Genomic DNA, 23,484 nt, shown 5'->3' with positions numbered 1-23,484 from the left:
ATAGTGTTACTCTTCCATTTTACTCCGGTGGAGGCGCAATTTCCAATACAATCCGTTACAGCCTGAAATCAGATCATCCAGTGCTGCCAATCCCGCTGAATATTCTCCTGCTCATCCAGCCATTCCAGCGTCCGGTCGATCAACCGCTGCCGCTCTTTACCGGAAGAAAAGGTGTGGTCTCCCTGAAAAATAATCTCTTTGTCGCAGCGTCCCTCTGGACGCATCCAAAATACCTTTTGGAACAGGAATGCATAGTCCACAGGAATGATGTCATCCGAGGTTCCGTGAATAACGAGCACATCACCGTTAAACTTGACGGCCTCCTGAAACGGCTGGAACTGGGCAAGCGACTCAAAATATGAAGGTGTGAACTTATAGCCCAAATAGTCGGCCTGACCGCTTTTCACGGACTCATCGTATACGCTTCGCTCCGTAATTTTAACAATGTCATTGAACGGGTAGCCGACCGCCGACCAAAGCACCAGATTTTGTACTCTCTTGTCTCGTACCGCTGTGAGAAGGGCTACCGCGCCCCCCAGACTGTGCCCGATCAATGTCACCTTGGTTGGGTCGATATCCGCACAATTCACCGCATAATCAAGCACCGTACGTGTCTGATTAATCATCGACTCCAGCCCTTGTTTGCCGTATTCACCCGTACTTTCCCCGCAACCCGCAAAATCAAAGCGCAGGACAAAATATCCCCCTTCTGCAAGCTCACGGGCAGTCTTCACGAATAACCGATCTACCCCGATACGATTGCCCACAAATCCGTGGCATATCACTACGAGCGGTACCCGTCTCTGACGGTCTCCTTCATTCGGATTGCTTGGATAATGAATCGTTGCGGCCAGCTCCTCATTTTCAAAGCGAATTCCAATTTGCCGTTCCATCATGATTGTCCCCCTGTTTCAAGCTTCACCGTCACCAACCTGCTATGCTGTATTGGCAACACTATCTTGCGAAGCTTCTTGTGATGATTAATGATTGGTAATTAATGATTTAAAGCGAATATGTCAAACGTATATTGTAACATGGATGCTCAGCAAAATATCTATTCACTTTAATTCCGATATGTTTAATAAGTTTTATAGTAAAGTCAGTCTATCATTGCCCTGCTTCCTTGTCAACCTGTCAGTTTATAGTGGAGAAAAACGAACATATGGCGCTCCTCTAACGATAACAGAGAGCGCCATAATGCGTTACTTTTTATGAAAATCAACTCCATCCCGCAGACTATTCGTAGCTGTTCCTGAACATTTCGTGGGTCTCCGTACGCCCCTCCCACTCCAGTCTGCAGGAGACACCACTATTCTGATCCTCATGCCATAAGCTGCGGTAGCTCTCTTCGCCCAGATCACCTGCAAATTCGGTATCCTGAGCCCATTCAGCATCGTTCAGAATACGGTACGTCGGGGATGTTCCCTGAACGCTCCGCTGACTCACATTCACAGGCATGGCCTCCACGCTGTTTCTAACTGGAGCGGCTTCCAGCCGTTTATTAACCGTATAATCCACCTGCTTATCCAGCTTCATGATGCCACATCCTCTCCGCATTTACATTCAGGATGCTCCGCGTGCTCACCCTTTATCCAGTTTGAGGAGAATGGGGCGGTAATATACATTGCACTGATAAAGCCTTTTGCCATCTGCTGCTTACTCACGTATACTGATTTTGTTACAGATTGGCGGTTCCGCCAGACCGGAATACGCTCGCATAGCAGGAGGAAGCAATGAATAAAGTTAAAAATTATACGCTTATTGCATGGATTGCCCTGTCCATGTTTTTTTTGACACAGGCGATCATCGGATGGTTTGTAACGTTTACAGGCGGAGATGTTGCTCCTTTTGAAAAAGTTAACCTGTCCACCCTGATCATCATCGCCGCAGGAGCTATCCTGCTGGTTGAAGCGCTGATGAATTTTATGGACCGCCCGGAAGAAGAAGAGGAAGCACAGCAAGACTATACGCCCGTAAAGCCCCGCATAGACCTCAAGTCCATCTTGCTGTATGTCGTGTTAGTCGTGGTGATTCTCGTCGCTGGGCTGGCCCTGCGCCGCGTACTGCCCGTGTTCAGCATTTCACCTTGGGTTAATCTGATCCTTGCCGCCATCGGCTTCATCGGTCTCAAGCCGATTTTTTTACGCAAAAAACATTCATAAGATGCAATCCTCATTTGTACTGGAGCTGCCCGATCTTTGTTCGTGCCAAAAAGCCGTATTCCCCGCCTGCAATAAAATGCATTAGGGATACGGCTCTGATGTACGCTAAAGCTTATTTGGAAAAGAGTTGCTCTGCATTATCCAGCGCGATTTTGTGTCCCAACGCCGAATAGTCCAGCCAAGGCTGTCCGTCCAGCATGTAAACATGACCTTGCTTCACTGCTTTGAGTCCTTGCCATACCGCGTTTCCTTCCAGTTGTGCATACACCTTTTGGGCATCCGCTCCTTTACTGATAATGACAAAGATCGCATCGGCATCATAATCCGGCAAAACCTCCTGGGATACGACCTGATAGGCCTTGTTGATTTTTTCTACACCCTTGGCTGGCTTCAAGCCCAAGTCCTGATACAACAGTGGTCCTACCGGACGCTTCATGCCCATAACACGAACTTCCTTCGCCGTCACACGTACAGCCATAACCGTTCCGTCCCCGATTTTGGAGTGGATCAGCTTTTTAACTCGTTCCTGTTGGGCGTCGTAATCTTTCAGGAAAGCGTCTGCCTGTGCTTCATGCTTGACCATAACAGCTATTTTTTTCAGTTGGTCCTTCCAGGTCCCCTCGTCCAGATCAAAGACCTCGGTCGGCGCGATTTTTTCATACTTGGCTACATCGGTTCCCGAATATTTTTTGTCGAGAAAAATATGGTCAGGTTGCAGATCCAGCACGGCTTCCATATCCGGGTCTGTGACAACGCCCAGCTTGCGGGTATTTTGGAGACGATCCTTTACATGGGGCAAAAAGTCCTTAACATCTCCGCCAATGACCGAACCAGCCGGAGTAATGCCCAGCGCCAGCAGGTTGTTCGTTAAATGAATGGACATCGAAGCAATACGCGAATCCGCGCTGACCGTTTTCTCACCGTTGTCCGCCGCTTTCGTATCGGCAGTTTTGTTGTCTGCTGCTTGTCCACAAGCGGACAGCATCACCATACATAAAATAAGAACCATGCCCACCCATGAACGCTTGAATCCTGAATAATTAATACCATTTTTTTTCATCGCTATTCCTCCAATGTTATAGAAGCTCCAACTTAAATGATCTATATAGAACGCTTCAGCTTGTTGGTTTATGTAGCTGTTCGATCTGTCATTTTCCATCCGTCATTTCGTACGGGACAGCAAAAATAAAAAATACGGAGCCCCTACCACAGCAACCACCACACCCGCCGGAATCGCATTCGGCTGAAACACAGAGCGTCCAATCGTATCCGCAGTGACCAAAATGACGATTCCGACAAAGCAGGCCACGGGCAGCAAATGCTGATACATTGGTCCAACCAGACGGCGAGCCAGATGAGGCGCAATCAGCCCAATGAAGCCAATACCTCCAGCCATAGACACACTGGCACTGGATAGAGCCACGGCTGCACCCAGCAGCAACAGACGCTGACGCTTCACACTCGTACCGATTCCAGCGGCCGTCTCGTCGCCCAGCGACAGATTGTTCAGGCTGCGCGTCTGTGACAGAACGTAAGGCAACACAATAACTATCCACGGCAGCAAAGCCGCCGCATGTATCCAGTCCCGGCCCCATACGCTACCAGCCAACCAACGTGCGGTGAACGCGTAAGTATCCTCATCAAGCCGCAAGGACCAATACAGCGTTATCGCGCTGAGGCCCGAGGCTACACCGATGCCGGACAGGATCAGACGCACAGGCACGATTCCTCTGTTCCGGTTATAGGACAACAGCACAATCAGCACCGCCGCCACAACACCTCCTGCAAAGGTAAACAGGGGAATCAATACGGCTGCCGATCCTTCAAGATCACGAAAGAAGCTGACGAACATTACTAGTCCCAGCGCAGCCCCCGCGTGAAGCCCCAGCACCCCCGGGTCAGCGAGCGCATTCCGCGACAAACCCTGCATCACTGCTCCGGCTGCACCCAATCCGGCCCCGGCCAGTACCGTTACTACGATACGCGGCAGACGGTATTCGAACAGAACCATATGATCACGCCCACTGCTCCCGCCAAATAGCGTATCCAGCACGCGTAGCGGTGGAATGCGAATCGTTCCGGTATTCAGGCCCAGAACAATGACAACAAAGCTGATCCCCGCCAAAACCAAACAAACGAGCCAAGCTTTTGTCCTTCTTGCATCCCCGGTCCCTAAAGAGCGACTCACTACAAATCCCTCCTTTCCTTACGGGCGAGAAAGAGGAAAAAAGGTACCCCAATAAAAGACACCATAATACCAATAGCCAGCTCCTCCGGCGGATTCGCCATTCTCGCTCCCAAATCAGCCAACACCAGCAGTACAGCTCCCAATAATGCAGACAGCGGAACGATCTGGCGATAATCCACACCGATCAGCTTGCGGGCGATATGAGGAATAACCAGCCCTACAAAGCCGATGGCCCCTGCTGCGGACACGGACAGCCCTGCCAGTACCACCACGGTCAGCAGACCCAGCAGCCGGATACGCTTGAGATTTAATCCAAGATTCAGTGCCACCTCATCGCCCATCGAAATCAGTGAAATAGAGCGTGCCAGCCCCATAGACCAAGCGATCACAATCAGCAAAATCGGCGCAAGAATCTCAAGCTGCGACCATTTGATTCCAGCCACACCGCCTGCATACCAAAAGGCTAAATCCTGACTCAAATCAAAATAAATAGCAATTCCCGAAGTCATAGAGCCTAGCAGAGCAGCCGTCACTGCTCCAGATACGGTCAGTCTCATCGGCGTCAATCCTCCGGGTGCCGAAGCTCCCAAACCAAATACCAGCAAGGTGCTGATTAGCGCCCCGAGGAATGACAATACGATTAACGTCCCGTAAGGAAGATTCGGGAAAAAGGCAAAACTCACAGCGACTACGAACATCGCTCCTGCGTTAATGCCTAACACACCTGTATCTCCCAGCGGGTTACGCGTAATACCCTGAATCAGAGAGCCTGCCACCGCCAGCGCAGCTCCGATGACAGCCGCCCCTAGCACACGCGGTAATCTCAACTCATGAATAATCTGATGTGTCATCAATGAACGATCATAGTGAAATACCGCCGCCCATACCGTTCCTAAGGTCAAGTCCTTGGCTCCAAGTGAAATCGCAGCAAACATGGCCAAGGCCAGCAACACAGCAGAGCCTATGAATAACAGCGCTTGCCGAATCCGGCCCGCCCGGAGTAAAGGACGGGCTACAAAGGCTACTTCGGGAGCTGTGCCTTCTGTGCGAGCCGCAGATTTGTCCGCTCTGCCTTTAAACTGCATTCGTAAGGTCACTCCTCCATACCTGAAACCACCATAACACTCATGACGATGGCGATAATGATAATTATTATCAACTTGATTTATAATAGCACGTTTCTATGACATTGCAAGCCAAAAACTGCTCCCCCTATGGAGGAACAGTTTCTAAAAATGCCTATGTGAGATCGCTATACGCATGACTCCATGCAGACCACATTTTTAGTACGTAGGCCAACCTGCGGAGTCCCATTTCAGATCGCTAATCAGCAGCTTTGGATTTCCGTTATCAGTCGCATCATAGGCATGACGCGCAATTACACTATTGTTATAAATAGACTGACCGCCCGGTCCCTTCCAACGGTCATTCCCCGCATCCAATACGGTTCCGCCGCCATCCATCAGGTTTTTACCACTCTTGTCCACATAAGGTCCAGTGATACTGGTGGAGCGACCATAAATAATTTTGTAATTACTGTTTACACCCTGGCAGCAGTTATCAATGGAAGCAAACAGATAATAATAACCGTCTCGGTATGTAACATGAGGAGCCTCTAGACCGCCAGCGGTACGCTTCGCAATGGAATAAATCTGGCCCGTAGGCTTCATCGTATTTTTGTCCAGACGAGTCACTTTCAAACCTGAATTCCATGAGCCGAAGGAAAGCCAAGGGTTACCGGAAGCATCAATGACCAGATTCGGGTCAATGGCATTGTAATTATCTGATTGCGTCGTACGCAGCACCAGTCCGTCATCTCTCCAGCTTCCGGCTCCAATGCTCGTTGCAGAAGTCAATCCGATAGCCGAAGTGCGGGACCCGAAAGTAGATATGGAGTAGTAAACCCATACTCGTCCATTGTACTTTTGAGCATCTGGTGCCCAGACATCGTTCGGGGTTTGATTAGGTACATACGATTTCCACCATGATGGCGGCGACAGGAATATTTGCGGTAATCTGTAAAAATTACGTCCATCATCCGACCTTTGAACCTGTATCCCCTGCCCTGTGGAGAAAATATACCATGCATTGCCTTCCTTCGTAATGGACGGATCATGTACCGCCACATCGCCAGTTAACGCCCAGTGCTCTGCCGATGCCGACGGCACCACTGATAGCAATAATGCAGCCGAGGTTACGGCAGCAAACGCCGTTCGGGCCAATTTAACCTGTACTGATTTTTTCCAGGATTTCAACACACTTACGCACCTCCAAATTCATTTTATATGATGAGAATCAGGTGATACACATATTACATTAGTGTTTATACTTATGAAGTTACATATATATTAACCTATCGACTCCATTTTTGTAAACGCTTTATTTCAAATAAAAAGAAATTTATAAACTACGCATAACGTTATGTATCATGGAGCGACTGGAATCGAATTTTACAAAATCCTGATACAAAAAAGGAGCCCCTAGGCTCCTCCCTTGTTAAATCAGCATATTAAACAGATTTTCGTTTTTGTTCAGTTCTGTATATTTAAGCCCCTTGCGGTTCATTCGTTCAATCAAAGGAAGGTAGTCTTCCTTGTGAAACAGCTCAATGCCGACCAGTGCCGGGCCGTTCTCCTTGTCGTTCTTTTTCGTATACTCAAACCTTGTGATGTCATCATCCGGTCCAAGCACATCCTGAAGAAACTCACGAAGCGCTCCTGCTCTTTGCGGGAACTTTACCATAAAATAATGCTTTAGTCCTTCGTAAATTAGGGACCGTTCCTTAATCTCCTGCATACGGTCAATATCGTTGTTGCCACCACTAACGATGCAGACAACCGTTTTGCCCTGAATCTGTTCACGATACATATCCAATGCTGCTACAGGCAACGAACCCGCAGGCTCCACTACAATCGCATTTTCATTATACAATTCCAAAATCGCAGTACACGCCTTACCTTCTGGCACCTTCACAATATCATCCAGGGTACGTGTACAAATGTCATACGTTAACTGACCGACACGCTTAACAGCAGCTCCATCAACGAACTTGTCTATTTGCTCCAGCGTAACCACCTTGTTCAAACGCATCGCTTCCGTCATTGATGCCGCACCAAGCGGTTCTACGCCAATTACCTTGGTGGAAGGACGGACTGTTTTGAAATACGTGCCTACGCCTGCCGCCAAACCGCCACCGCCGATGGTCACGAATACATAATCCGCTGGCGTATCCAAACTTTCCATCACTTCCATCGCAATCGTACCGTTGCCTGCTATAATCATCGGCTGATCAAACGGATGGATAAAAGTCATCTCCTGCTCGCTGCACACCTTGATGGCCTCTTCATATGCATCATCGAACGTATCTCCGGTCAGAATGACCTCCACACTGTTGCCGCCAAAGCGACGAACCTGCTTCACCTTCTGATTAGGCGTTGTGCTTGGCATAAATATTTTGCCGTGAATGCCGAGCGCATTACATGAAAAAGCCACACCCTGCGCATGATTACCCGCACTCGCACACACGATGCCCTTTTCCATTTGCTCGGGAGTCAGGCTGCGAATCATGTTGTAGGCTCCACGGATTTTAAAGGACCGTACGACCTGGAGATCCTCTCTTTTCAGATACACGTTACAGTTATATTTGGCCGACAGGACAGCATCCCGCTGCAAAGGTGTGCGTACAATCACCTCGCTCAGCATATGATGCGCTCGTACAATATCCTCCATACCGACGGTTGACGTCGGGGCCGGATCGATTTTTTGGGTTTCTGTTGGTTCCATAGGTTCTCCACGCTCCGCCTGAATGTGTCTGTATTTGAAATCTTTCAAATATCATACCACGTTTACCTACAGCTTGTGCAGGTCATAGAGCATGGAAATGAGAATGAAAATCAATTATACTTTTAAAAAAAGCAGACCGGGGTGAATCCCGACCTGCTTTTCCTGACGATAGACGCTTCTTTTATTTAATCTCTCGATTCAATATCACAACGATTATCCTTTTACCCCGCCTGCGGTCATTCCCTCAATAAAGTAACGCTGGAAGAACAGGAACACGACGAGAATTGGCAAAATAGCCAGCACCGACCCGGCGATCAGCACATCATAATTGTTGCCATACGGCGTCAGCAGACTGGACAGACCAATCGGCAGCGTCAGCATATCGTTGGTACGCAGTACGATCATCGGCCACAGGAAGTTATTCCAGCTATTCATCGCCTGCAAAATAGCCATTGCCGCGAAGGCAGGTGCCATCAGAGGCATCATGATCCGCACGAAAATGCCATACTCGGAACAGCCGTCAACCCGTGCAGCATCCATAAAATCCTTCGGTACCCCGCTCAAATATTGACGGAAGAAAAAGATCGGAATCGGCGCGACAACAAAGGGCAGAATGACGCCCCATACCGTGTTGATCAGCTTCATGCCGATCATCAGCTTATAGAGTGGAAGCATAATAATTTCTACTGGAATCATCATCACGACCAGTACGAGCGTAAAAATCACATTTTTCAGTTTGAAACGATACATTTCCAGTCCATAGCCCACCATGGCGGACAATATCAGACATAGCACCGTAAATAAGACAGTAATCACAATACTGTTCCAGTACCATTGAAAATAATCCGTCGTCCCCTGAAAGATGAACGCGTAATTTTTCAAGGACATGATGCTCCACTCCAGCTTGAGATTCAAGCCGTACCGCAGCAGCTCCGTCGATGGCTTGAAAGAGGCAAGCGTCACGGCAAATAGCGGAAACAGGGCAAACCCGGCAAACAGGATGAACAGAACAACGAGCAGTGCGGATAACGGGCCTTTTTGCTTCTGAACCATCGCTTAGTCCTCCTTCCGAAACAAGCCGAAAAATTTGAGCTGGATCAGGTTCAGCAGCAACGTAAATACGAGCAATACAATGCCTACTGCGGCTCCGAAGCCCATACTGTTTTGCTCCAGACCTTGACGGTACAGATAACCGACAATCGTTAAGCCGATATCATTCGGAGAGTTGTTCCCGTTCCACAGCATGTAGCTCTCCGTAAACATGGACAACCCCGCATAGATACTAATCGTAAATACGTAGATCGTCACTGGTTTTAGCATCGGAATCGTAATCCGCCAAAAGGAATCCAAGCGACTGGCTCCATCAATCTGTGCGGCTTCATACAGCTCGGGGGGAATGTTTTGCAGTCCCGACATGTAGTACAGCATGTTCACTCCCAGCCATCTCCACAAGGCCAGTACGATCAACGCTAAAAATCCGGTGTTGGCGTTCATCAGCCATTTGTACGGCTCCAGGCCGAACACACCCAGCAAGGAATTCATCAGCGAACCGTCCAATTCCCCGAACATGAGCCGGAAAATCGTCCCCGCGACCACGACCGAGGTCAGTGCAGGTATAAACATCACCGAGCGAAACAGACCTCTGCCTGGCATTTTAGGCGAATTCAGCAATACCGCCAGCACCAGCGGCAGTGGAATAAGCACCACCAGCGTAAGCAGGGTATACAGGACGCTGTTCAGAATCGCCTTTCCAAACGTGGGATTGATCAAATCCTTATAATTTTCCAGTCCGACATAAGTTGTTATGCCAGGCAGCACTTCCTGAAAGCTCATGATGACCGTCGAGATGACCGGATACGCAAAAAACAGCGCAAAAGACAGTAGAAACGGAAGGACAAACACATACGGTGCCGTACGGCTGGAATGAATAAAGCGACTCCATCGGCTTCTGGTCGAACGCTGAGGCTTCGGCTGCTGACCTGTCGGTTCATTTGCGTTCATATGAACGTGCGTTGCCATGAATCTCACTCCCTTTCCTGTTGGGGTCTATCTCAGTTCATCTGCCAGCTCATGCAGCACTGTGGCTGGGTCTTCGCCATTCAGCAGTGTTCGGTAAAGTATTTTATTACGAACTGCACTGGCGATATCAGGCGTTTTCGGTCCGATATGCACCGCATTGATCTCATCTTTTACCTCAATGAGCGTATCAAAAATATTCGTTCCGAAATAATCCGTAAACTTATTCTTCGCTTTGACTTCCGGCATCGTCCATACTTCACTGCGGATCGGATCAAAGCCGAGTTGCTTCCAAATCTCTACATTCCCTTGCTTGGACAGCTTGGCAAAAGCCAGAAAACGCATCGCCAGATCCTGATGCTTCGATTGGTTCGTGACTACCGTGCCCGTTCCGCCCATTCCCGCTGACCGAGAGCCGCCTTTTTCCCAAGCTGGCAACGGTCGGATGATGATTTTCCCTTTCAGGTCAGGCATGTAATCCGTAAAACGTCCCATATACCACATCGGCATCCACACCGAAGCGGCTCCGCCTTTGTTCATGAACCCGTAATATTCCTCCATATGGTGGCCGCCGCCCGGCGCGGGAATGGCGATTTTGTCCTTCACCATCTGCTGGAGAAATTGGAGCGTTTTAATATTCGTTTCGTTATCCAGCGTCAGGTTACCCTTATCATCCAGGAAATCCGAGTTCTGCTGGGAGATCATCGGCCAGTAATTCCACAGGTCGTTCGTCTCCACGGTCGCCATCGGCTTACCTGTCTTCGCCAGCACTTGCTTGCCTGCCGCAGCATAATCCGCCCATGTCACGATGGAATCGGGGTTTACCCCCGCCTGATCCAAAATTTCTTTATTGTAATACATCACTTCGGCCCCAACATGAAAATCAATGCCGTAATACTTACCGTCTTTACCGTAAATCTGTACTCTGGAAGGCACAATGTTCTTCATCTCCGGGTCAATCACCGGATTGAGCGGAACCAGTTGCGGTATCCCTTTGAGGAAATTACCGATCTTGTTCACCTCGATATCCGCGATATCCGGCGCTCCCACCCCTGATTGCAACGCAATCGACAGCTTGCTGTGGTGATTATCATAAGGAAATGTATTCGCTTTCAAAACAATCGGTTCATCAGGGTGCAGTTGGTTCCATTGGTCGGCCATTTGCAGAAAAAACTTCTCATGCAATTCATTAAAAGTCCACAATACCAGTTCTGTTCCCGGCCCATCCTTTTCGTCGGCCTTGCCAGAACAGCCTTGCAGCAGTCCAGCCAGCAGAACCACCGCCATGAGCATCAACGCCATGCTTTTTCTTCGCAGCAGCATATCCTTCCCCCTTCGCATGATGAAAAGATGATTCATTAAAATGATTGCGCTTTCTTTTTCTATTTAACATCAAGCCAAATTAGTTTACAAGAACATTATTTATGAAAAATTCATTTTTAGCGCCAAACTGGCGCCTACATTGCATTATAGGGGGAAAATGATTTGAATGGGATCATGATGATTTTTGCATAAAAAACGACCCAACTCGAATTGAAACTCGGAGCTGGGTCGCGTTTTTTGAACTACTCTTGAGAATGTGCTGCTTCGTCCTTCACTTCTGCTCGAAACGATCTAATACTTTCTTTACGACGGTTATTTTTTTCTTCGATTTGTTTACGCTCCTCGTCACTGATTTCAGAGGAAAATTCGTTCAGATACCCTTCAGCTTCATACAGGTTCTGCTGTGTATTCTGAATACTTTGTTGCAAGTGTTCAACATTATCGGCTCGATTATCTGGTTTTGCCATTTCGTTTGTTGCCTCCTAATCATGGAATCGCGCACTGGAGCGCTAATCTGTAGCTTGAACGCTATCGGATCATTTTATGCATTAAAATGCTCCCCAAACCACTTTCCTGCGGCTTCGGCCTCGGTACGGGTCAATTGGTGACCATTGCGTTCCCAATGTGCATCTACCTGCGCGCCTGCGCCTTCCAGCAAGGTTTGCAGTTCACGGGATTCCGCAACCGGAACAATCGGGTCATTTTCACCGGAAGACATAAATACAGGGACACCGTTCAAGTCTGGCAGATTCAGCCCACGCAGCGGCACCATCGCATGGTGCAGAATAGCTCCGCGCAGCGCCTTGGCATCGTGAAAGAGCATGCTGGCCGCTATGTTCGCCCCGTTGGAATAGCCAAGAGCCACAACGTTGTTGCGGTCAAAATCGTATTGTTCCGCAGCCGTATCCACAAATTCACTCAATTCCTTGGTACGGAATATGAGATCCTCGATGTCGAACACCCCCTCTGCCAAACGGCGAAAGAAACGCGGCATCCCGTTTTCCAACACATTTCCCCTTACGCCTAACAGAGACGCTCCCGGTGCTACTAAATCAGCCAAAGGGATCAGGTCTTGTTCATTCCCGCCTGTACCGTGCAACAGCAAAATAACCGGGGCCTGCGGATGACTTCCTTTACGAAATACGTGTTTCATGTATATTCTCCTCTAATTTTTATTTTAAATTAAGATTCTTATTTTTAATATAAATCAATTATAGCGAACTTCCCGACCTTTTACAAACAAAATCAGCAAACCTGCTTTAAACCTTATTCTAAAAATAATGTAACTATCCGTTGACATGTAACCTAGCTCTATTTTACTATTACATTAGATATTTAGAATATTATCTAAATATCTAAAGGAGGAAGTGAATTTTGAATGATGCCTTCAAAGCTTTAGCTGATCCGACCCGGCGTAAAATATTACAGCTTTTAAAAGAAAAAAGCATGAGCGCAGGCGAAGTGGCGGAGCATTTTCAAATCAGCAAGCCTAGCATCTCCCACCATCTGAATATCCTGAAGCAGGCCGGGCTGGTGCTGGATGAGCGACAGGGGCAAAACATTATTTACACCCTGCATACGACGGTTGTCGCAGATGTTATCGGTTGGATGTTCAGCATCGCCCATTCTGATGCCCCTGCGAAAAAAAATTCGAATAACATCAAGGATACGGAGGGACTGGAATGAAATTTCGTGTAAGCTGGAGTTTTACGGATATTTTGACCACTTTGATCGCCTTGTCACCCGCTATAGGTGCTTTGTTAGTGTATGACCGTCTGCCCCAAACCATAGCTTCTCATTTTAGCTTTAACAATACCCCGAACGGGTATATGGGTAAGAATGGTGCTATCGTCATGCTGGCGCTGATGGGCTTGGTACCGCTATTGATCCGGTTAGCCCGCTACATGGACCCGAATCGAGCGAATTACGAGAAATTTTCTAAAGCCTATGAAGTAACGCGTGCAAGTATTGCCGTTGTACTCGCTGTAGCCGGCTGGGGCATGCTGCTATATAACCTGAACATACTGCTGCAAATGAATACTATAATTTGCGGGTTGATAGGCCTGATGCTGCTGGTGCTCGGTAATTATTTGACTCAGGTACAGCCAAACTTTACCTTCGGTATCCGCACGCCGTGGACTTTGTCCAACCCGGAGGTATGGCGTAAAACACACCGTTTTGGCGGCCCTATGATGATGCTCGGTGGTGCTTCGGGCTTGGTGGCGGCATGGGTCGATGGAATGGCGGGAACGGTCATTTTTCTCACTGGACTGGTTATATCCGTCGTCGCCCCCATACTCTACTCTTTCCTCCTGCATCGCAAATTAAATCAAAAGTAGGCACGCAGGAACATAGTAACTCTGTCCAGACGGACAAATGCGTATGAGACGATCCCAATGCGCACATAAAAAAGAACCTCCTAACTACGATTAACGCAGATTGGAGGTTCTTTGTACGTTTGAATATTAGAACAATAGCTTATCGGGATGGGTACCCACACGCTCATCAAGATGAAGTGCGTTGATTCGGTTAATATCCTCTGCCGTCAGTTCAAAATCGAACAAATCTGCATTTTCGCGGATACGATGCGCGGTTACAGATTTGGGAATCGTCACGATCCCCCGATCCAGATGCCAGCGCAAAATAACCTGCGACGAGGTTTTGCCGTATTTTGCAGCAATCTCAACGATATCCGCTTGCTCGGTTAATTTACCCTTCATGAGTGGACTCCAGGATTCAAGCTGAATCTGGTGCTCCCGGCAGTATTGATGCAGCTCTTGCTGTGTCAGACGCGGGTGAAGCTCCACTTGGTTGATGGCAGGTACGATGTTGCTGTCTTTCAGGAGGTTTTCAAGATGGTGAACTTGGAAGTTGCTTACTCCGATGGCGCGTACGCTTCCTTCTTCATACAGGCGTTCAAATGCCTTCCAGGTTTCCTTGTACTTGTCCTTGCCAGGCCAATGAATGAGATACAGATCAATGATGTCCAGCCCCAGACGCTTGCGGCTTTCCTCGAAGGCACGCAGTGTTGAATCAAAGCCCTGATCTTCATTCCACAGCTTTGTAGTAATGAACAGTTTTTCTCTGTCCACCCCGCTGTCACGAATAGCTTGTCCAACCAGTTCCTCATTGCCGTAGATCGCCGCCGTATCCATGTGACGATAGCCCACCTCGATGGCTGTTTTGACTGCTTCGTAGACCTCATTGCCTTCGGCCTTGTACGTACCAAAACCCAGCCAAGGCATCTGAACTCCATTATTCAGTACAGTTGTATCCGCAATGTTCCCCATGTCTATCTCCTCCTTTTCCTGATTAAGATTTAGTAAACGGGCTTATTACAGCTTGGCTGCATCCTGAAAAGCATTGACTTGAAGCGGAGCGGCCAGCAATTCTTTAGCTGCGGCAACAAATGTTTGGAAGTGGGCAGACTTGTTATGGAAATCTACAGCAGCAGCATCCTTCCACTCTTCCACCATGGTAAAAGCGTTGGGATCATTCAGATCCTGCATCAGCGTGTAGCGTACATTACCTTCTTCTGCTTGTGATGCGCTGATTAATCCTTGGGTTTGTTGCAGAAACGCCTCTCTTTTTTCAGGTAAAACTTTCATATCAGCATGAATAATAATCATGATTTTGTCCTCCTCACATTATGTAACTATTTCTATTATAGACCATTCATTCAACAGATTAAAAGTGCGATCGTTCCTGTTCTCCCTCGCCGATGCGCTAGGACGGGGTTTGAAGCCTCCGTTCGAAACTCCCGCAGGCATCGTGACAGCCATCATTCATTGGCGCACCATATTTTGTGTATTTGCTGCTACGGGAACACAAGCAAAAGGGCAGCGGGTAGGGGTTACATTTCCACCTGTACACCAATGCGCTGATTGATTTCCTTCCTGAACGATTCATCTCGCAGTAGCTGCTCTTTAAATTCATTCATCATATTTTGCAAGGAGGCATTCGTGAACGGGTCCAGATCCTTAAAGAAGACTGCCATCTCCGTCGAATGCCCTTCCTTGTCCATCGCATACATGGCCAGAGTCAAAACATACGCATTAGATCCGCCCTTTTGCCCGGAATGTTTCAGCCATTTCTGACTTACTGAACGATCCAGCGACTGCTCCATGACCTCAGACCATAATTTTTGCTCGGCTTTCGAAAAGCATTGACGGCTGTTCAGCCTACTCATCAAGGACGCATAATCTGCCGTCGTCGAAGCTATAAAACGTTCCGTATTCATTGGATCAAATTCCCGACCATACCAAGTCGAAATTGCAGCACTTTTCTTGTAAGAACCACTAACATCACGGCGCAGCTTGTTATGGATCATCTGGGCATGTTGGCGGAACTCTGCGTCAGACATCGCTTGAATGGCTGCTTTGGCGGAATTGCTATTTTCAGTACCGCCCCATGTCCGTCCCTGAGTCTCCCTCATCCATTCATAAGGAATCAGAATGGAAGATACAAATGGATAAATCGGATCATGATCCTGGAGTCCCAGATCAGTTTTTGTTTGGTTAATCTGTTCCAAACCCAATCTGTCCATTAAATACTCTGTGTTGGCATTGGAGTTGTATCGAATCATACCTTTGGCAACCTCGCGCAGAGACACGGTTCCGTTCTTCACCCGTCCTTTGGCCTCCATTTCCTTCATCCACGCCGAATGTGCACCACCATCCAGACGCGGCAGATAGAACCGCTCCAGCGCGGTCAGTCTGATCCGTTCATTCGGGTTAATTGTGCCTGCCGCAGCTTGCTTGACATATTCGACCGCAATGACCGTCTTGACCGTACTCGCCAAGGGCATCATTCGGTGTTCCTCACGGCCTGCCAGCTTCTTACCATCCCGCAGAATCGTAATGGATGCTTTCTCTGGATGTTCCTCCAAAAAGCGCAGCACGCGATGGGCACTATCCCGCTCAATCGTTTCATCCTTAGCTTCAGCTGCAATGGCGGTTGCGGGCTGAACAGTATCCGGGGTATTAGCCATTCTGTCCTGCTTCGATAATGGCAATCCCACGGCGGCCAAACCAATCATGATGAGTACCGCAGCCAAGCTCACTACTATGATCACAAGCTGCTTTCGTTTCACTATATACCTCCCCCTGTATGCATACAGCATACAGGTTTATTTTCCCATTTTTGACCTTCAGATTCTATTGTAAACGAAAACAAGGCACAAAAAGTTTCATTACATCTCATATTTTCAAATAAATTTAAAAAGGAGAGTCATCCTGCATATAACACAGGTTGACTCTCCTTCACTAACCTTCTACCCTTACGCTGGATGTAGTACTTCTGTTCCGTTCAGGATCAAGTGCATGCGAATCTCCGCTTTTAAGGAATCGGATACGGCACAATATTTTTCCTTACCCATCTGAATCGCTTTCCACACGCGGTAATCCGGAACATTGCCATCTACATGGAATGTCAGATCAATCGCTGTAAAGCCCTTCGGCATTTCTTCCTTACGCGTACCTTCTGCGTCAATATCAATACGAGTAATGTCCGGCAGGAAGCGATCCAGAATCATCGTGATATCAATGCCAATACATCCCGCCAGACCTGCCAGCAGCAGCTCCATCGGTGTCATGCCTTTACCATCGCCGCCATAAGCTGCCGTAGCATCCATTCCAACAGAATAACCGGATGGCCCCTCCGAAGTAAACGCGCGTTTGCCATGCCAGGTTGTAGATACTTTCATGTCCAAAAGCCTTCTTTCCATCTGATTAATTTATAATCTATTCTTATTCTCACTTCAGAACTCACTGATTTGACGTAAAAATTTCTGTGTTCTCTCATGCTGGGGAGCCTCAAAAAACGCTTGTGGCGCAGCCTCCTCCAAAATCACACCATCCGCCATAAATACAACCTTGTCCGCCACCTCGCGGGCAAATTTCATCTCATGGGTGACGACGACCATCGTCATCCCGTCCTGGGCCAGCTCCCGCATAACGCCCAGCACTTCCCCGACCAGCTCGGGATCGAGTGCTGATGTCGGCTCGTCGAACAGCATGATTGCCGGGTCCATTGCCAGCGCACGCGCAATTGCTACCCGCTGCTGCTGTCCACCGGACAAACGCGAAGGATGTACATCCTGCTTGTCCGACAAACCCACACGCTCCAGCAGCCGCTGTCCGATGGACATGGCCTTGTCGCGCGGCACTTTTTTCACTGTCAGCAGCCCTTCAATGACATTGCCGATTGCTGTTTTGTGAGGATACAGATTGAATTGCTGAAATACCATCCCAGTCTGCCTGCGAATATCACGAATGGCTGCTTGCCGGGTACGAATAGTAGCGGTAGCATTTACCTCGATTCCGTTCACCTCAAACTTGCCGAAAGACAATTCCTCCAGACCGTTCAGGCAGCGCAGCAAGGTGCTTTTACCCGAGCCACTCGGACCGAGCAACACGACGATTTCACGAGCAGCCACCTGAAAATCAATGCTTTTTAACACTTCCACCTGTCCGAAGCGTTTACCCAATCCGCTTGTTGTTATCATCCTCTATCATCTCCACCTTAATAAGCTCGGGCCAGACGCTTTTCCACCCGCTCCAGTATAGCGGAGAACCCAATGCTCATAATCCAGTACATGATGCCAATTTCGAGCAGAAACGGCATATAGCGCAGATATTGTGCCTGTAAAAGCTGTGCCTGACGCATCAGCTCACTTACCCCAATCACCGAAACGAGCGACGTTTCCTTAAGCATACCGACAAATGTATTGCCCATCGGCGGAATCGCAATTCGCACGGCCTGCGGAAGAATGATGCGCCACATCGTTTGACCCGGTGACATTCCATTTGCATAAGCCGCCTCGGTTTGACCCTTTGGCACCGCTAAAATAGCCCCACGAAACGTCTCCGATAAATACGCCCCTGTATTGATACTTAGTGCAAGACAAGCAGCAGTCAGCGAGCCGAACGATATTCCGTAATCATCCAGTCCATAGTAAATAACCGCAATCTGCACCAAAACTGGCGTTCCCCGAATGATAGATACATAACTGCGCGCCAGCCAACGAACCGGACGATTTCCCTTTAATCGGGCGACTGCCACCACCAAGCCGATCATAAGGCCAAATAGCATGGAAACAATCGTGATATACAGCGTATAATAAGCGCCCTTCAATAAAAAAGGGACGTTCTCCCACATTAATTCAAGCATCGGTTATATTCCCTTCTTTCAGACGAGTGGCCCCATGTCAGCATGAAAGCCAGACCGGAGCCAGACGCCTGTAACAGGCTTACGTTATTCTTTCGGCTCCTCGCCGAACCATTTTTTGAAAATCGTTTTATAGGTGCCGTCTTCCTTCATTTCTTTCAGAGCCTTGTTCAAGGCTGCTTTAAGCTCAGGAGTATCCTTGTTAATAGCCACACCCGCCTGGTCGGATTTAATTGGCTCGCCTACCGCCTTAATCTGGAAGCCATTTTTATCAACAATGGGCTTGAGTGCATACAGATTGTTGATGGTTGCGTCAATTCGGCCAGAGTTCAGATCCTTCAAGGAAGTAATGACATCATCATACGTTTTAATCTCGAAATCGCCAACCTTCGGCAGCACTTCGTTACGCAGATAGGACTCATCATTTGTTCCCAAGCCGACACCAATCGTTTTTCCTTTAAAATCCTCCAGCTTGGTAATATCGTTTGTTTTGTTGTTTACGATAATATTTACATTGTTTGTGATATACGGCTCTGTGAAATCAATGACCTTTTGACGGTCTGGTGTAATCGTCACCTGGCTAATCACCGCATCAAATTTCTTCTTTTGCAGACTTGGAATGAGTCCCGAAAATTCTTGTGCCGTGAACTCTGCTTTGACCCCGATACGCTTCGCCAATTCATTGGCGATATCCACATCAAATCCGTCCAATTCCTTTTTATCGTTCAAAAAATTGTACGGCTGGTACGTTCCCATCATTCCAATCTTGATCACACCGGTCTTCTTGATCGCTTCGAGCTCATTACCCGCTGCCGCCTCATTGCTAGTGCCCGCTCCGTTGCTGCTGTTAGCAGCTTCCGGCTTCGTTCCACAAGCACTCAGCACCAGACTGAACATGGCCAAAGCCATCAATGTAGTTACCAGGAACCCTCTTTTACGTGTTTTCATGATTTTTCTCTCCTGTCTGGATGTAAATGATTGAGTACATATGTGTATTTTGGCTCTATTATTCGCCTCTTACTGCCAATTCATGCGATCTGGTCTCCCACCCGCTTAGCCTTGACCCAACAGTCCGTAAAATTCAAAATTAGCCGCTTCTGCCGCCAATTGTTTAGCTGTTGCCTGCGTAATGCTGTCATGTGTTCCCTCGGAACCGAATAGCCAGCGTGTAATGACACCTTCGATCATGCTCATGAGCAGCGCTGCCCGTAATTCGACATCCAATCCGGCGGGGAGCATGTTAAGCTCTATCGCTCGCTCCATATTGCGCCGAAAGGCCAGTTCCATCGCGGTTCTCGTCTCCCGAATGCTCTGCCGTACCGGTTCATCCACACCGCTGCCGATCAGGAGTAATCCCATCAGATAGCGGTTCTCCAATGCAAAATCAAACAGTCGGACAAACAGCGCTTCGGACGCTTTAACCATATCAGCCAGCGTACCTGCATCACGGCGGTATCCTTGTCCTATCGCTGCTAGCAGTTGTTCGCGGCCTGTAGCGATAATCTCCAGTGCCAGCGCCTCTTTGCTTTTAAAATGCCAATAAAACGTGCCTTGGGCCACTCCGGCCTCCACCACGATATCTGAAATCTTCGTTTGATGGTACCCTTGCTCGGCGAATCGCTTCAACGCAATGTGAAGAAGCTGCGTTCTGCGATCGGTTTCGGCTGTTTCTTCTCCCACGTGATCAACCAATGGTTCATTCGCGGTAGTCTTGGACTGCTTCTCCTTCAGTGGCTGCATGGGTTTCCTCCTCCCGATTGATCAGTCAGTCAGTTTTTATTTTTTAATCCTATAGGATAAGTATACTTTTGTCAAACGAAAAAAAGAGAACCCCGATGAGGTTCTCTCTATCTTGTAAAAACGCTTCTATAGCAGTGCTTTTGCCGCAATATCCGTACGGTTTTGCTTGCCTTCAAAGGTAATACGTGCCGCCTGTTCATACGCCTTGCCCCGCGCTTCGGCAATATTATGTCCCAAACCGACCACGCCCAACACGCGTCCGCCGTTTGTGACCCACTCGCCCTGTTCATTGATGCCTGTACCGGCATGAAACACGATAGCTTCGTCCACCTGATCCAGTCCGTGGATTGGAACACCTTTGGCGTACGTTCCGGGATAGCCCCCGGAAGCCAACACCACACATACCGCCGCTTCATCCTTCCACTCAATCTCCACCTGATCCAGCGTACCGTTCACCGCAGCGAGGAAAATATCGAGCAGATCCGATTTTAGTCGGGGCAGCACAACCTGCGTTTCCGGATCACCGAAGCGTGCGTTAAACTCAATTGTCTTCGGCTTGCCATCCGGCGAAATCATCAATCCGGCGAATAAAACACCCCTGAACGGACGACCCTCAGCCACCATCGCTTTTGCCGTCGGCTTAATGATAGTCTCAATGGCTTCCTCAATAATCGAATCCGCTATATGCGGTAATGGGGAATACGTGCCCATCCCCCCCGTATTCGGCCCTTTGTCACCATCAAAAATAGGCTTATGATCTTGCGCCGCTGCCATCGGGCGAACCGTTTCACCATCCACAAAGGAAAGAATCGACATTTCCTGTCCGGCCAGAAACTCCTCGATTACGACCTGCGCCCCGGCTTCGCCGAACACCTTCGCTACCATAATGTCGGATAAAGCCTTTTCCGCTTCATCCATAGAGTAAGCGACCGTTACCCCTTTACCTGCTGCCAGTCCGTCCGCCTTAATGACCACAGGAATCGGCTGTTCCTTCAAATAAGCATGTGCTTCCTCATAGGTATAAAACTTCCGATAGATTGCTGTCGGAATATGGTATTTGTGCAGCAGATCCTTCATGAAGATTTTGCTGCCTTCAATTTCCGCTGCATTTTTACGCGGTCCGAATACCGGAATGCCTTTCGCTTCGAAAGCATCCACAATACCGTCTGCCAACGGATCATCGGGGCCAACCACAACAAGTCCGACCTTTTTGGATTCCGCCAGTTCTGTCAACGCGTCAAAATCACTCACCGGAATCGGTACGCATTCCGCCAACTGCCCGATGCCGGCATTACCCGGCGCGCAGTAGATTTGTCCGGCCTTGGGGCTTTTTTTCAGTGCCCACACAATCGCGTGCTCACGGCCGCCCCCACCGATAACCAAAATATCCATTCAGGTGATTCCTCCCGCTCCCGTTATGGTGTCAAGATTTTGCAAAATCCTCGTGTGAGAGAATGCTGCTGCATCCTCAGCGAATACAAGCTAGTGTTTGAAATGACGCACGCCTGTAAAGACCATCGCAATGCCGTGCTCGTTAGCAACCTTGATGGATTCTTCGTCCTTGATGGAGCCGCCCGGCTGAATAATTGCCGTAATGCCTGCTTGGGCTGCCAGTTCCAGCGTATCGCCCATCGGGAAAAATGCGTCAGATGCCAACACAGCACCTCTTGCCTTTTCTCCAGCCTGCTCAATAGCGATTTTAGCTGCTCCGACACGGTTCATTTGTCCCGCACCCACGCCAATGGTCATGTTGTCTGCCGCCAGTACGATCGCATTGGACTTCACATGCTTAACGACTTTCCAGCTAAACAAAAGCTGTTTCAATTCTTCCTCGGATGGCGCACGCTCTGTCACTACAGTAAGTGCGTCGGGGTCTACAGCGTGAATGTCGTTCTGCTGAACAACCATGCCGCCTTCAATGGAAGTAACGACGAAACGGCTCTCAGCCTGTTCAGATGTGGACAACTCGCCCAGATCGAGCAATCGGATGTTTTTCTTTTTCGTCAAAATCTCCAGTGCTTCTTCCGTAAAACCCGGTGCCTGTACAATTTCCAAAAAGATTTCGCTCAGCTTCTTCGCTGTATCGCCGTCAATAATCCGGTTAGCCGCTACGATGCCGCCAAAAATGGAAGTTGGATCAGCCGCGTACGCCTTGCTGTACGCTTCATAAATGCTGCCGCCGATTCCCACGCCGCAAGGATTCATATGCTTAACGGCTACCACTGCTGGCTCGCTGAATTCTTTAACGATTTGCAGGGCCGCGTTAGCATCATTGATATTATTGTAGGACAGTTCCTTGCCGTGAAGCTGTTTCGCTGTCGTCAGTGTACCCTTGGCCGCCAACGGCTGACGGTAAAATGCCGCCTGTTGATGCGGATTTTCGCCATAGCGCAAATCCTGAATTTTTTCATAGGTTACTGTATAACGCTCAGGCAATGGCTCGCCTATCACATTCGACAAGTAATCGGAGATGAGCGCGTCGTATGCTGCGGTATGGCGGAAAACCTTTGCTGCCAAACGCTTACGAGTGTTCAGCTCGGTATCGCCATCCTTGCGGATTTCGTCCAGCACCGTGCTATAATCGTCCGCATCTACCACGACACTTACGAACGCATGGTTTTTAGCCGCAGAACGCAGCATGGTTGGACCGCCGATATCAATATTTTCAATCGCGTCCTCATAGGTTACACCGGGTTTGGCGATCGTTTCCGCAAAAGGATACAGATTCACAACGACCAGATCAATATAATCCAGCCCAAGCTCCTTCATCTGACGCTGATGCTCCTCATTATCCCGAACAGCCAGTAGGCCGCTGTGTACCGCAGGATGGAGTGTTTTAACACGTCCGTCCATAATTTCAGGAAATCCTGTTACCTCTGAAATGCCAATGACAGGAATACCCTCCTTCGACAACAAGCTGCTCGTTCCCCCTGTCGAAACGATTTCCACACCCAATTTGGACAACTCGCGGCAAAATTCCACGATCCCCCGTTTATCTGATACGCTGACGAGCGCTCTTTTAATACTCACCATTTCTCCTCCTTTAGTTCTTCAGGATTTTGAAAAATTCCGTTTTATCAATTTATTTCCCGAGAAATATCGGAA

The 23,484-nt window shown here is 48.6% G+C and carries 25 protein-coding genes and 1 pseudogene; 4 read left to right on the top strand and 22 right to left on the bottom strand.

The window, feature by feature from the left end; all coding sequences use genetic code 11:
• Positions 1-68: 68 nt before the first annotated feature.
• Together NST83_RS04090 and NST83_RS04085 are read right to left on the bottom strand one after the other, a co-directional pair.
• A complete protein-coding gene (locus tag NST83_RS04090) occupies positions 69-893 on the bottom strand; it encodes an alpha/beta fold hydrolase (protein ID WP_283656193.1) in 825 nt (274 codons plus the stop codon).
• 343 nt (positions 894-1,236) lie between these two features.
• On the bottom strand, positions 1,237-1,536 hold the full coding sequence (locus NST83_RS04085; protein ID WP_342416665.1) for a hypothetical protein: 300 nt from the start codon (positions 1,534-1,536) through the stop codon (positions 1,237-1,239).
• Between the two features lie 197 nt (positions 1,537-1,733).
• Here NST83_RS04085 and NST83_RS04080 point away from each other — a divergent pair, with 197 nt between their 5' ends.
• Positions 1,734-2,162 carry a hypothetical protein gene (locus NST83_RS04080; protein ID WP_342416664.1) on the top strand — a complete coding sequence of 143 codons (429 nt, stop codon included), beginning with the start codon at positions 1,734-1,736 and terminating at the stop codon, positions 2,160-2,162.
• Between the two features lie 112 nt (positions 2,163-2,274).
• Here NST83_RS04080 and NST83_RS04075 read toward each other — a convergent pair whose 3' ends face one another.
• The 10 genes from NST83_RS04075 to NST83_RS04030 all read right to left on the bottom strand — a co-directional run bounded on the left by NST83_RS04075 (position 2,275) and on the right by NST83_RS04030 (position 12,625).
• Entirely contained in the window at positions 2,275-3,222 is a 948-nt protein-coding gene (locus NST83_RS04075) for an ABC transporter substrate-binding protein (RefSeq protein ID WP_342416663.1), read from the bottom strand.
• A gap of 102 nt (positions 3,223-3,324) precedes the next feature.
• Positions 3,325-4,350: an iron ABC transporter permease gene (locus NST83_RS04070; protein WP_342416662.1), complete on the bottom strand. Its 1,026-nt coding sequence runs from the start codon at positions 4,348-4,350 to the stop codon at positions 3,325-3,327.
• A complete protein-coding gene (locus NST83_RS04065) occupies positions 4,350-5,435 on the bottom strand; it encodes an iron ABC transporter permease (RefSeq protein ID WP_342416661.1) in 1,086 nt (361 codons plus the stop codon). The genes NST83_RS04070 and NST83_RS04065 overlap by 1 nt, the downstream gene beginning before the upstream one ends.
• Positions 5,436-5,633: 198 nt before the next feature.
• On the bottom strand, positions 5,634-6,608 hold the full coding sequence (locus tag NST83_RS04060) for a glycoside hydrolase family 43 protein (RefSeq protein WP_342416660.1): 975 nt from the start codon (positions 6,606-6,608) through the stop codon (positions 5,634-5,636).
• 238 nt (positions 6,609-6,846) lie between these two features.
• Positions 6,847-8,133 (bottom strand): threonine ammonia-lyase IlvA, encoded by a 1,287-nt coding sequence (gene ilvA, locus NST83_RS04055; RefSeq protein WP_342416659.1) that lies wholly within the window; start codon positions 8,131-8,133, stop codon positions 6,847-6,849.
• A gap of 213 nt (positions 8,134-8,346) precedes the next feature.
• Positions 8,347-9,186, bottom strand: a complete 840-nt coding sequence (locus NST83_RS04050) for a carbohydrate ABC transporter permease (RefSeq protein ID WP_342416658.1) — start codon at positions 9,184-9,186, stop codon at positions 8,347-8,349.
• Between the two features lie 3 nt (positions 9,187-9,189).
• Positions 9,190-10,152 (bottom strand): sugar ABC transporter permease, encoded by a 963-nt coding sequence (locus NST83_RS04045; protein ID WP_342416657.1) that lies wholly within the window; start codon positions 10,150-10,152, stop codon positions 9,190-9,192.
• A gap of 27 nt (positions 10,153-10,179) precedes the next feature.
• Positions 10,180-11,472, bottom strand: a complete 1,293-nt coding sequence (locus NST83_RS04040) for an ABC transporter substrate-binding protein (RefSeq protein ID WP_342416656.1) — start codon at positions 11,470-11,472, stop codon at positions 10,180-10,182.
• Between the two features lie 242 nt (positions 11,473-11,714).
• Entirely contained in the window at positions 11,715-11,939 is a 225-nt protein-coding gene (tlp, locus tag NST83_RS04035) for a small acid-soluble spore protein Tlp (RefSeq protein WP_342416655.1), read from the bottom strand.
• Between the two features lie 74 nt (positions 11,940-12,013).
• Positions 12,014-12,625: an alpha/beta hydrolase gene (locus NST83_RS04030; protein ID WP_342416654.1), complete on the bottom strand. Its 612-nt coding sequence runs from the start codon at positions 12,623-12,625 to the stop codon at positions 12,014-12,016.
• A gap of 221 nt (positions 12,626-12,846) precedes the next feature.
• Here NST83_RS04030 and NST83_RS04025 point away from each other — a divergent pair, with 221 nt between their 5' ends.
• Together NST83_RS04025 and NST83_RS04020 are read left to right on the top strand one after the other, a co-directional pair.
• Entirely contained in the window at positions 12,847-13,158 is a 312-nt protein-coding gene (locus NST83_RS04025; RefSeq protein WP_342416653.1) for an autorepressor SdpR family transcription factor, read from the top strand.
• Positions 13,155-13,811: an SdpI family protein gene (locus tag NST83_RS04020; RefSeq protein WP_342416652.1), complete on the top strand. Its 657-nt coding sequence runs from the start codon at positions 13,155-13,157 to the stop codon at positions 13,809-13,811. Before NST83_RS04025 ends, NST83_RS04020 begins: the two co-directional genes overlap by 4 nt.
• Before the next feature lie 126 nt (positions 13,812-13,937).
• Here the strand turns inward: NST83_RS04020 and NST83_RS04015 are convergent, their stop codons facing one another.
• Both NST83_RS04015 and NST83_RS04010 read right to left on the bottom strand, forming a co-directional pair.
• Positions 13,938-14,762 carry an aldo/keto reductase gene (locus NST83_RS04015; RefSeq protein WP_342416651.1) on the bottom strand — a complete coding sequence of 275 codons (825 nt, stop codon included), beginning with the start codon at positions 14,760-14,762 and terminating at the stop codon, positions 13,938-13,940.
• A 45-nt stretch (positions 14,763-14,807) separates the two neighbouring features.
• The gene (locus NST83_RS04010; protein WP_342416650.1) at positions 14,808-15,101 is read right to left on the bottom strand and encodes a putative quinol monooxygenase; all 294 of its coding nucleotides are present in this window, start codon (positions 15,099-15,101) and stop codon (positions 14,808-14,810) included.
• A gap of 85 nt (positions 15,102-15,186) precedes the next feature.
• Here NST83_RS04010 and NST83_RS04005 point away from each other — a divergent pair.
• Positions 15,187-15,322: pseudogene (locus NST83_RS04005) on the top strand (iron chelate uptake ABC transporter family permease subunit); the annotation flags it as partial.
• Between the two features lie 3 nt (positions 15,323-15,325).
• Here the strand turns inward: NST83_RS04005 and NST83_RS04000 are convergent.
• From NST83_RS04000 to purH, 8 genes are all read right to left on the bottom strand, one after another.
• Positions 15,326-16,564: a serine hydrolase gene (locus NST83_RS04000; RefSeq protein WP_342416649.1), complete on the bottom strand. Its 1,239-nt coding sequence runs from the start codon at positions 16,562-16,564 to the stop codon at positions 15,326-15,328.
• 186 nt (positions 16,565-16,750) lie between these two features.
• A complete protein-coding gene (locus NST83_RS03995) occupies positions 16,751-17,176 on the bottom strand; it encodes an OsmC family protein (protein ID WP_342416648.1) in 426 nt (141 codons plus the stop codon).
• Positions 17,177-17,230: 54 nt separating this feature from the next.
• Entirely contained in the window at positions 17,231-17,977 is a 747-nt protein-coding gene (locus tag NST83_RS03990) for an amino acid ABC transporter ATP-binding protein (RefSeq protein ID WP_342416647.1), read from the bottom strand.
• A gap of 17 nt (positions 17,978-17,994) precedes the next feature.
• On the bottom strand, positions 17,995-18,642 hold the full coding sequence (locus tag NST83_RS03985) for an amino acid ABC transporter permease (RefSeq protein WP_342416646.1): 648 nt from the start codon (positions 18,640-18,642) through the stop codon (positions 17,995-17,997).
• 84 nt (positions 18,643-18,726) lie between these two features.
• Positions 18,727-19,587 carry a transporter substrate-binding domain-containing protein gene (locus NST83_RS03980; protein WP_342416645.1) on the bottom strand — a complete coding sequence of 287 codons (861 nt, stop codon included), beginning with the start codon at positions 19,585-19,587 and terminating at the stop codon, positions 18,727-18,729.
• Positions 19,588-19,692: 105 nt separating this feature from the next.
• Positions 19,693-20,379, bottom strand: a complete 687-nt coding sequence (locus NST83_RS03975) for a TetR/AcrR family transcriptional regulator (protein ID WP_342416644.1) — start codon at positions 20,377-20,379, stop codon at positions 19,693-19,695.
• 126 nt (positions 20,380-20,505) lie between these two features.
• Complete coding sequence (gene purD / locus NST83_RS03970; protein WP_342416643.1) at positions 20,506-21,771, bottom strand: phosphoribosylamine--glycine ligase; 1,266 nt, start codon at positions 21,769-21,771, stop codon at positions 20,506-20,508.
• Between the two features lie 90 nt (positions 21,772-21,861).
• Positions 21,862-23,409, bottom strand: coding sequence for a bifunctional phosphoribosylaminoimidazolecarboxamide formyltransferase/IMP cyclohydrolase (purH, locus tag NST83_RS03965; RefSeq protein WP_342417869.1), 1,548 nt, complete (start codon positions 23,407-23,409; stop codon positions 21,862-21,864).
• Positions 23,410-23,484: the final 75 nt, after the last annotated feature.

This window comes from Paenibacillus sp. FSL R10-2782 (genome assembly GCF_038592985.1).
GTDB lineage: Bacteria > Bacillota > Bacilli > Paenibacillales > Paenibacillaceae > Paenibacillus > Paenibacillus terrae_C.
This window is presented reverse-complemented; position numbering and strand designations above follow the sequence as displayed.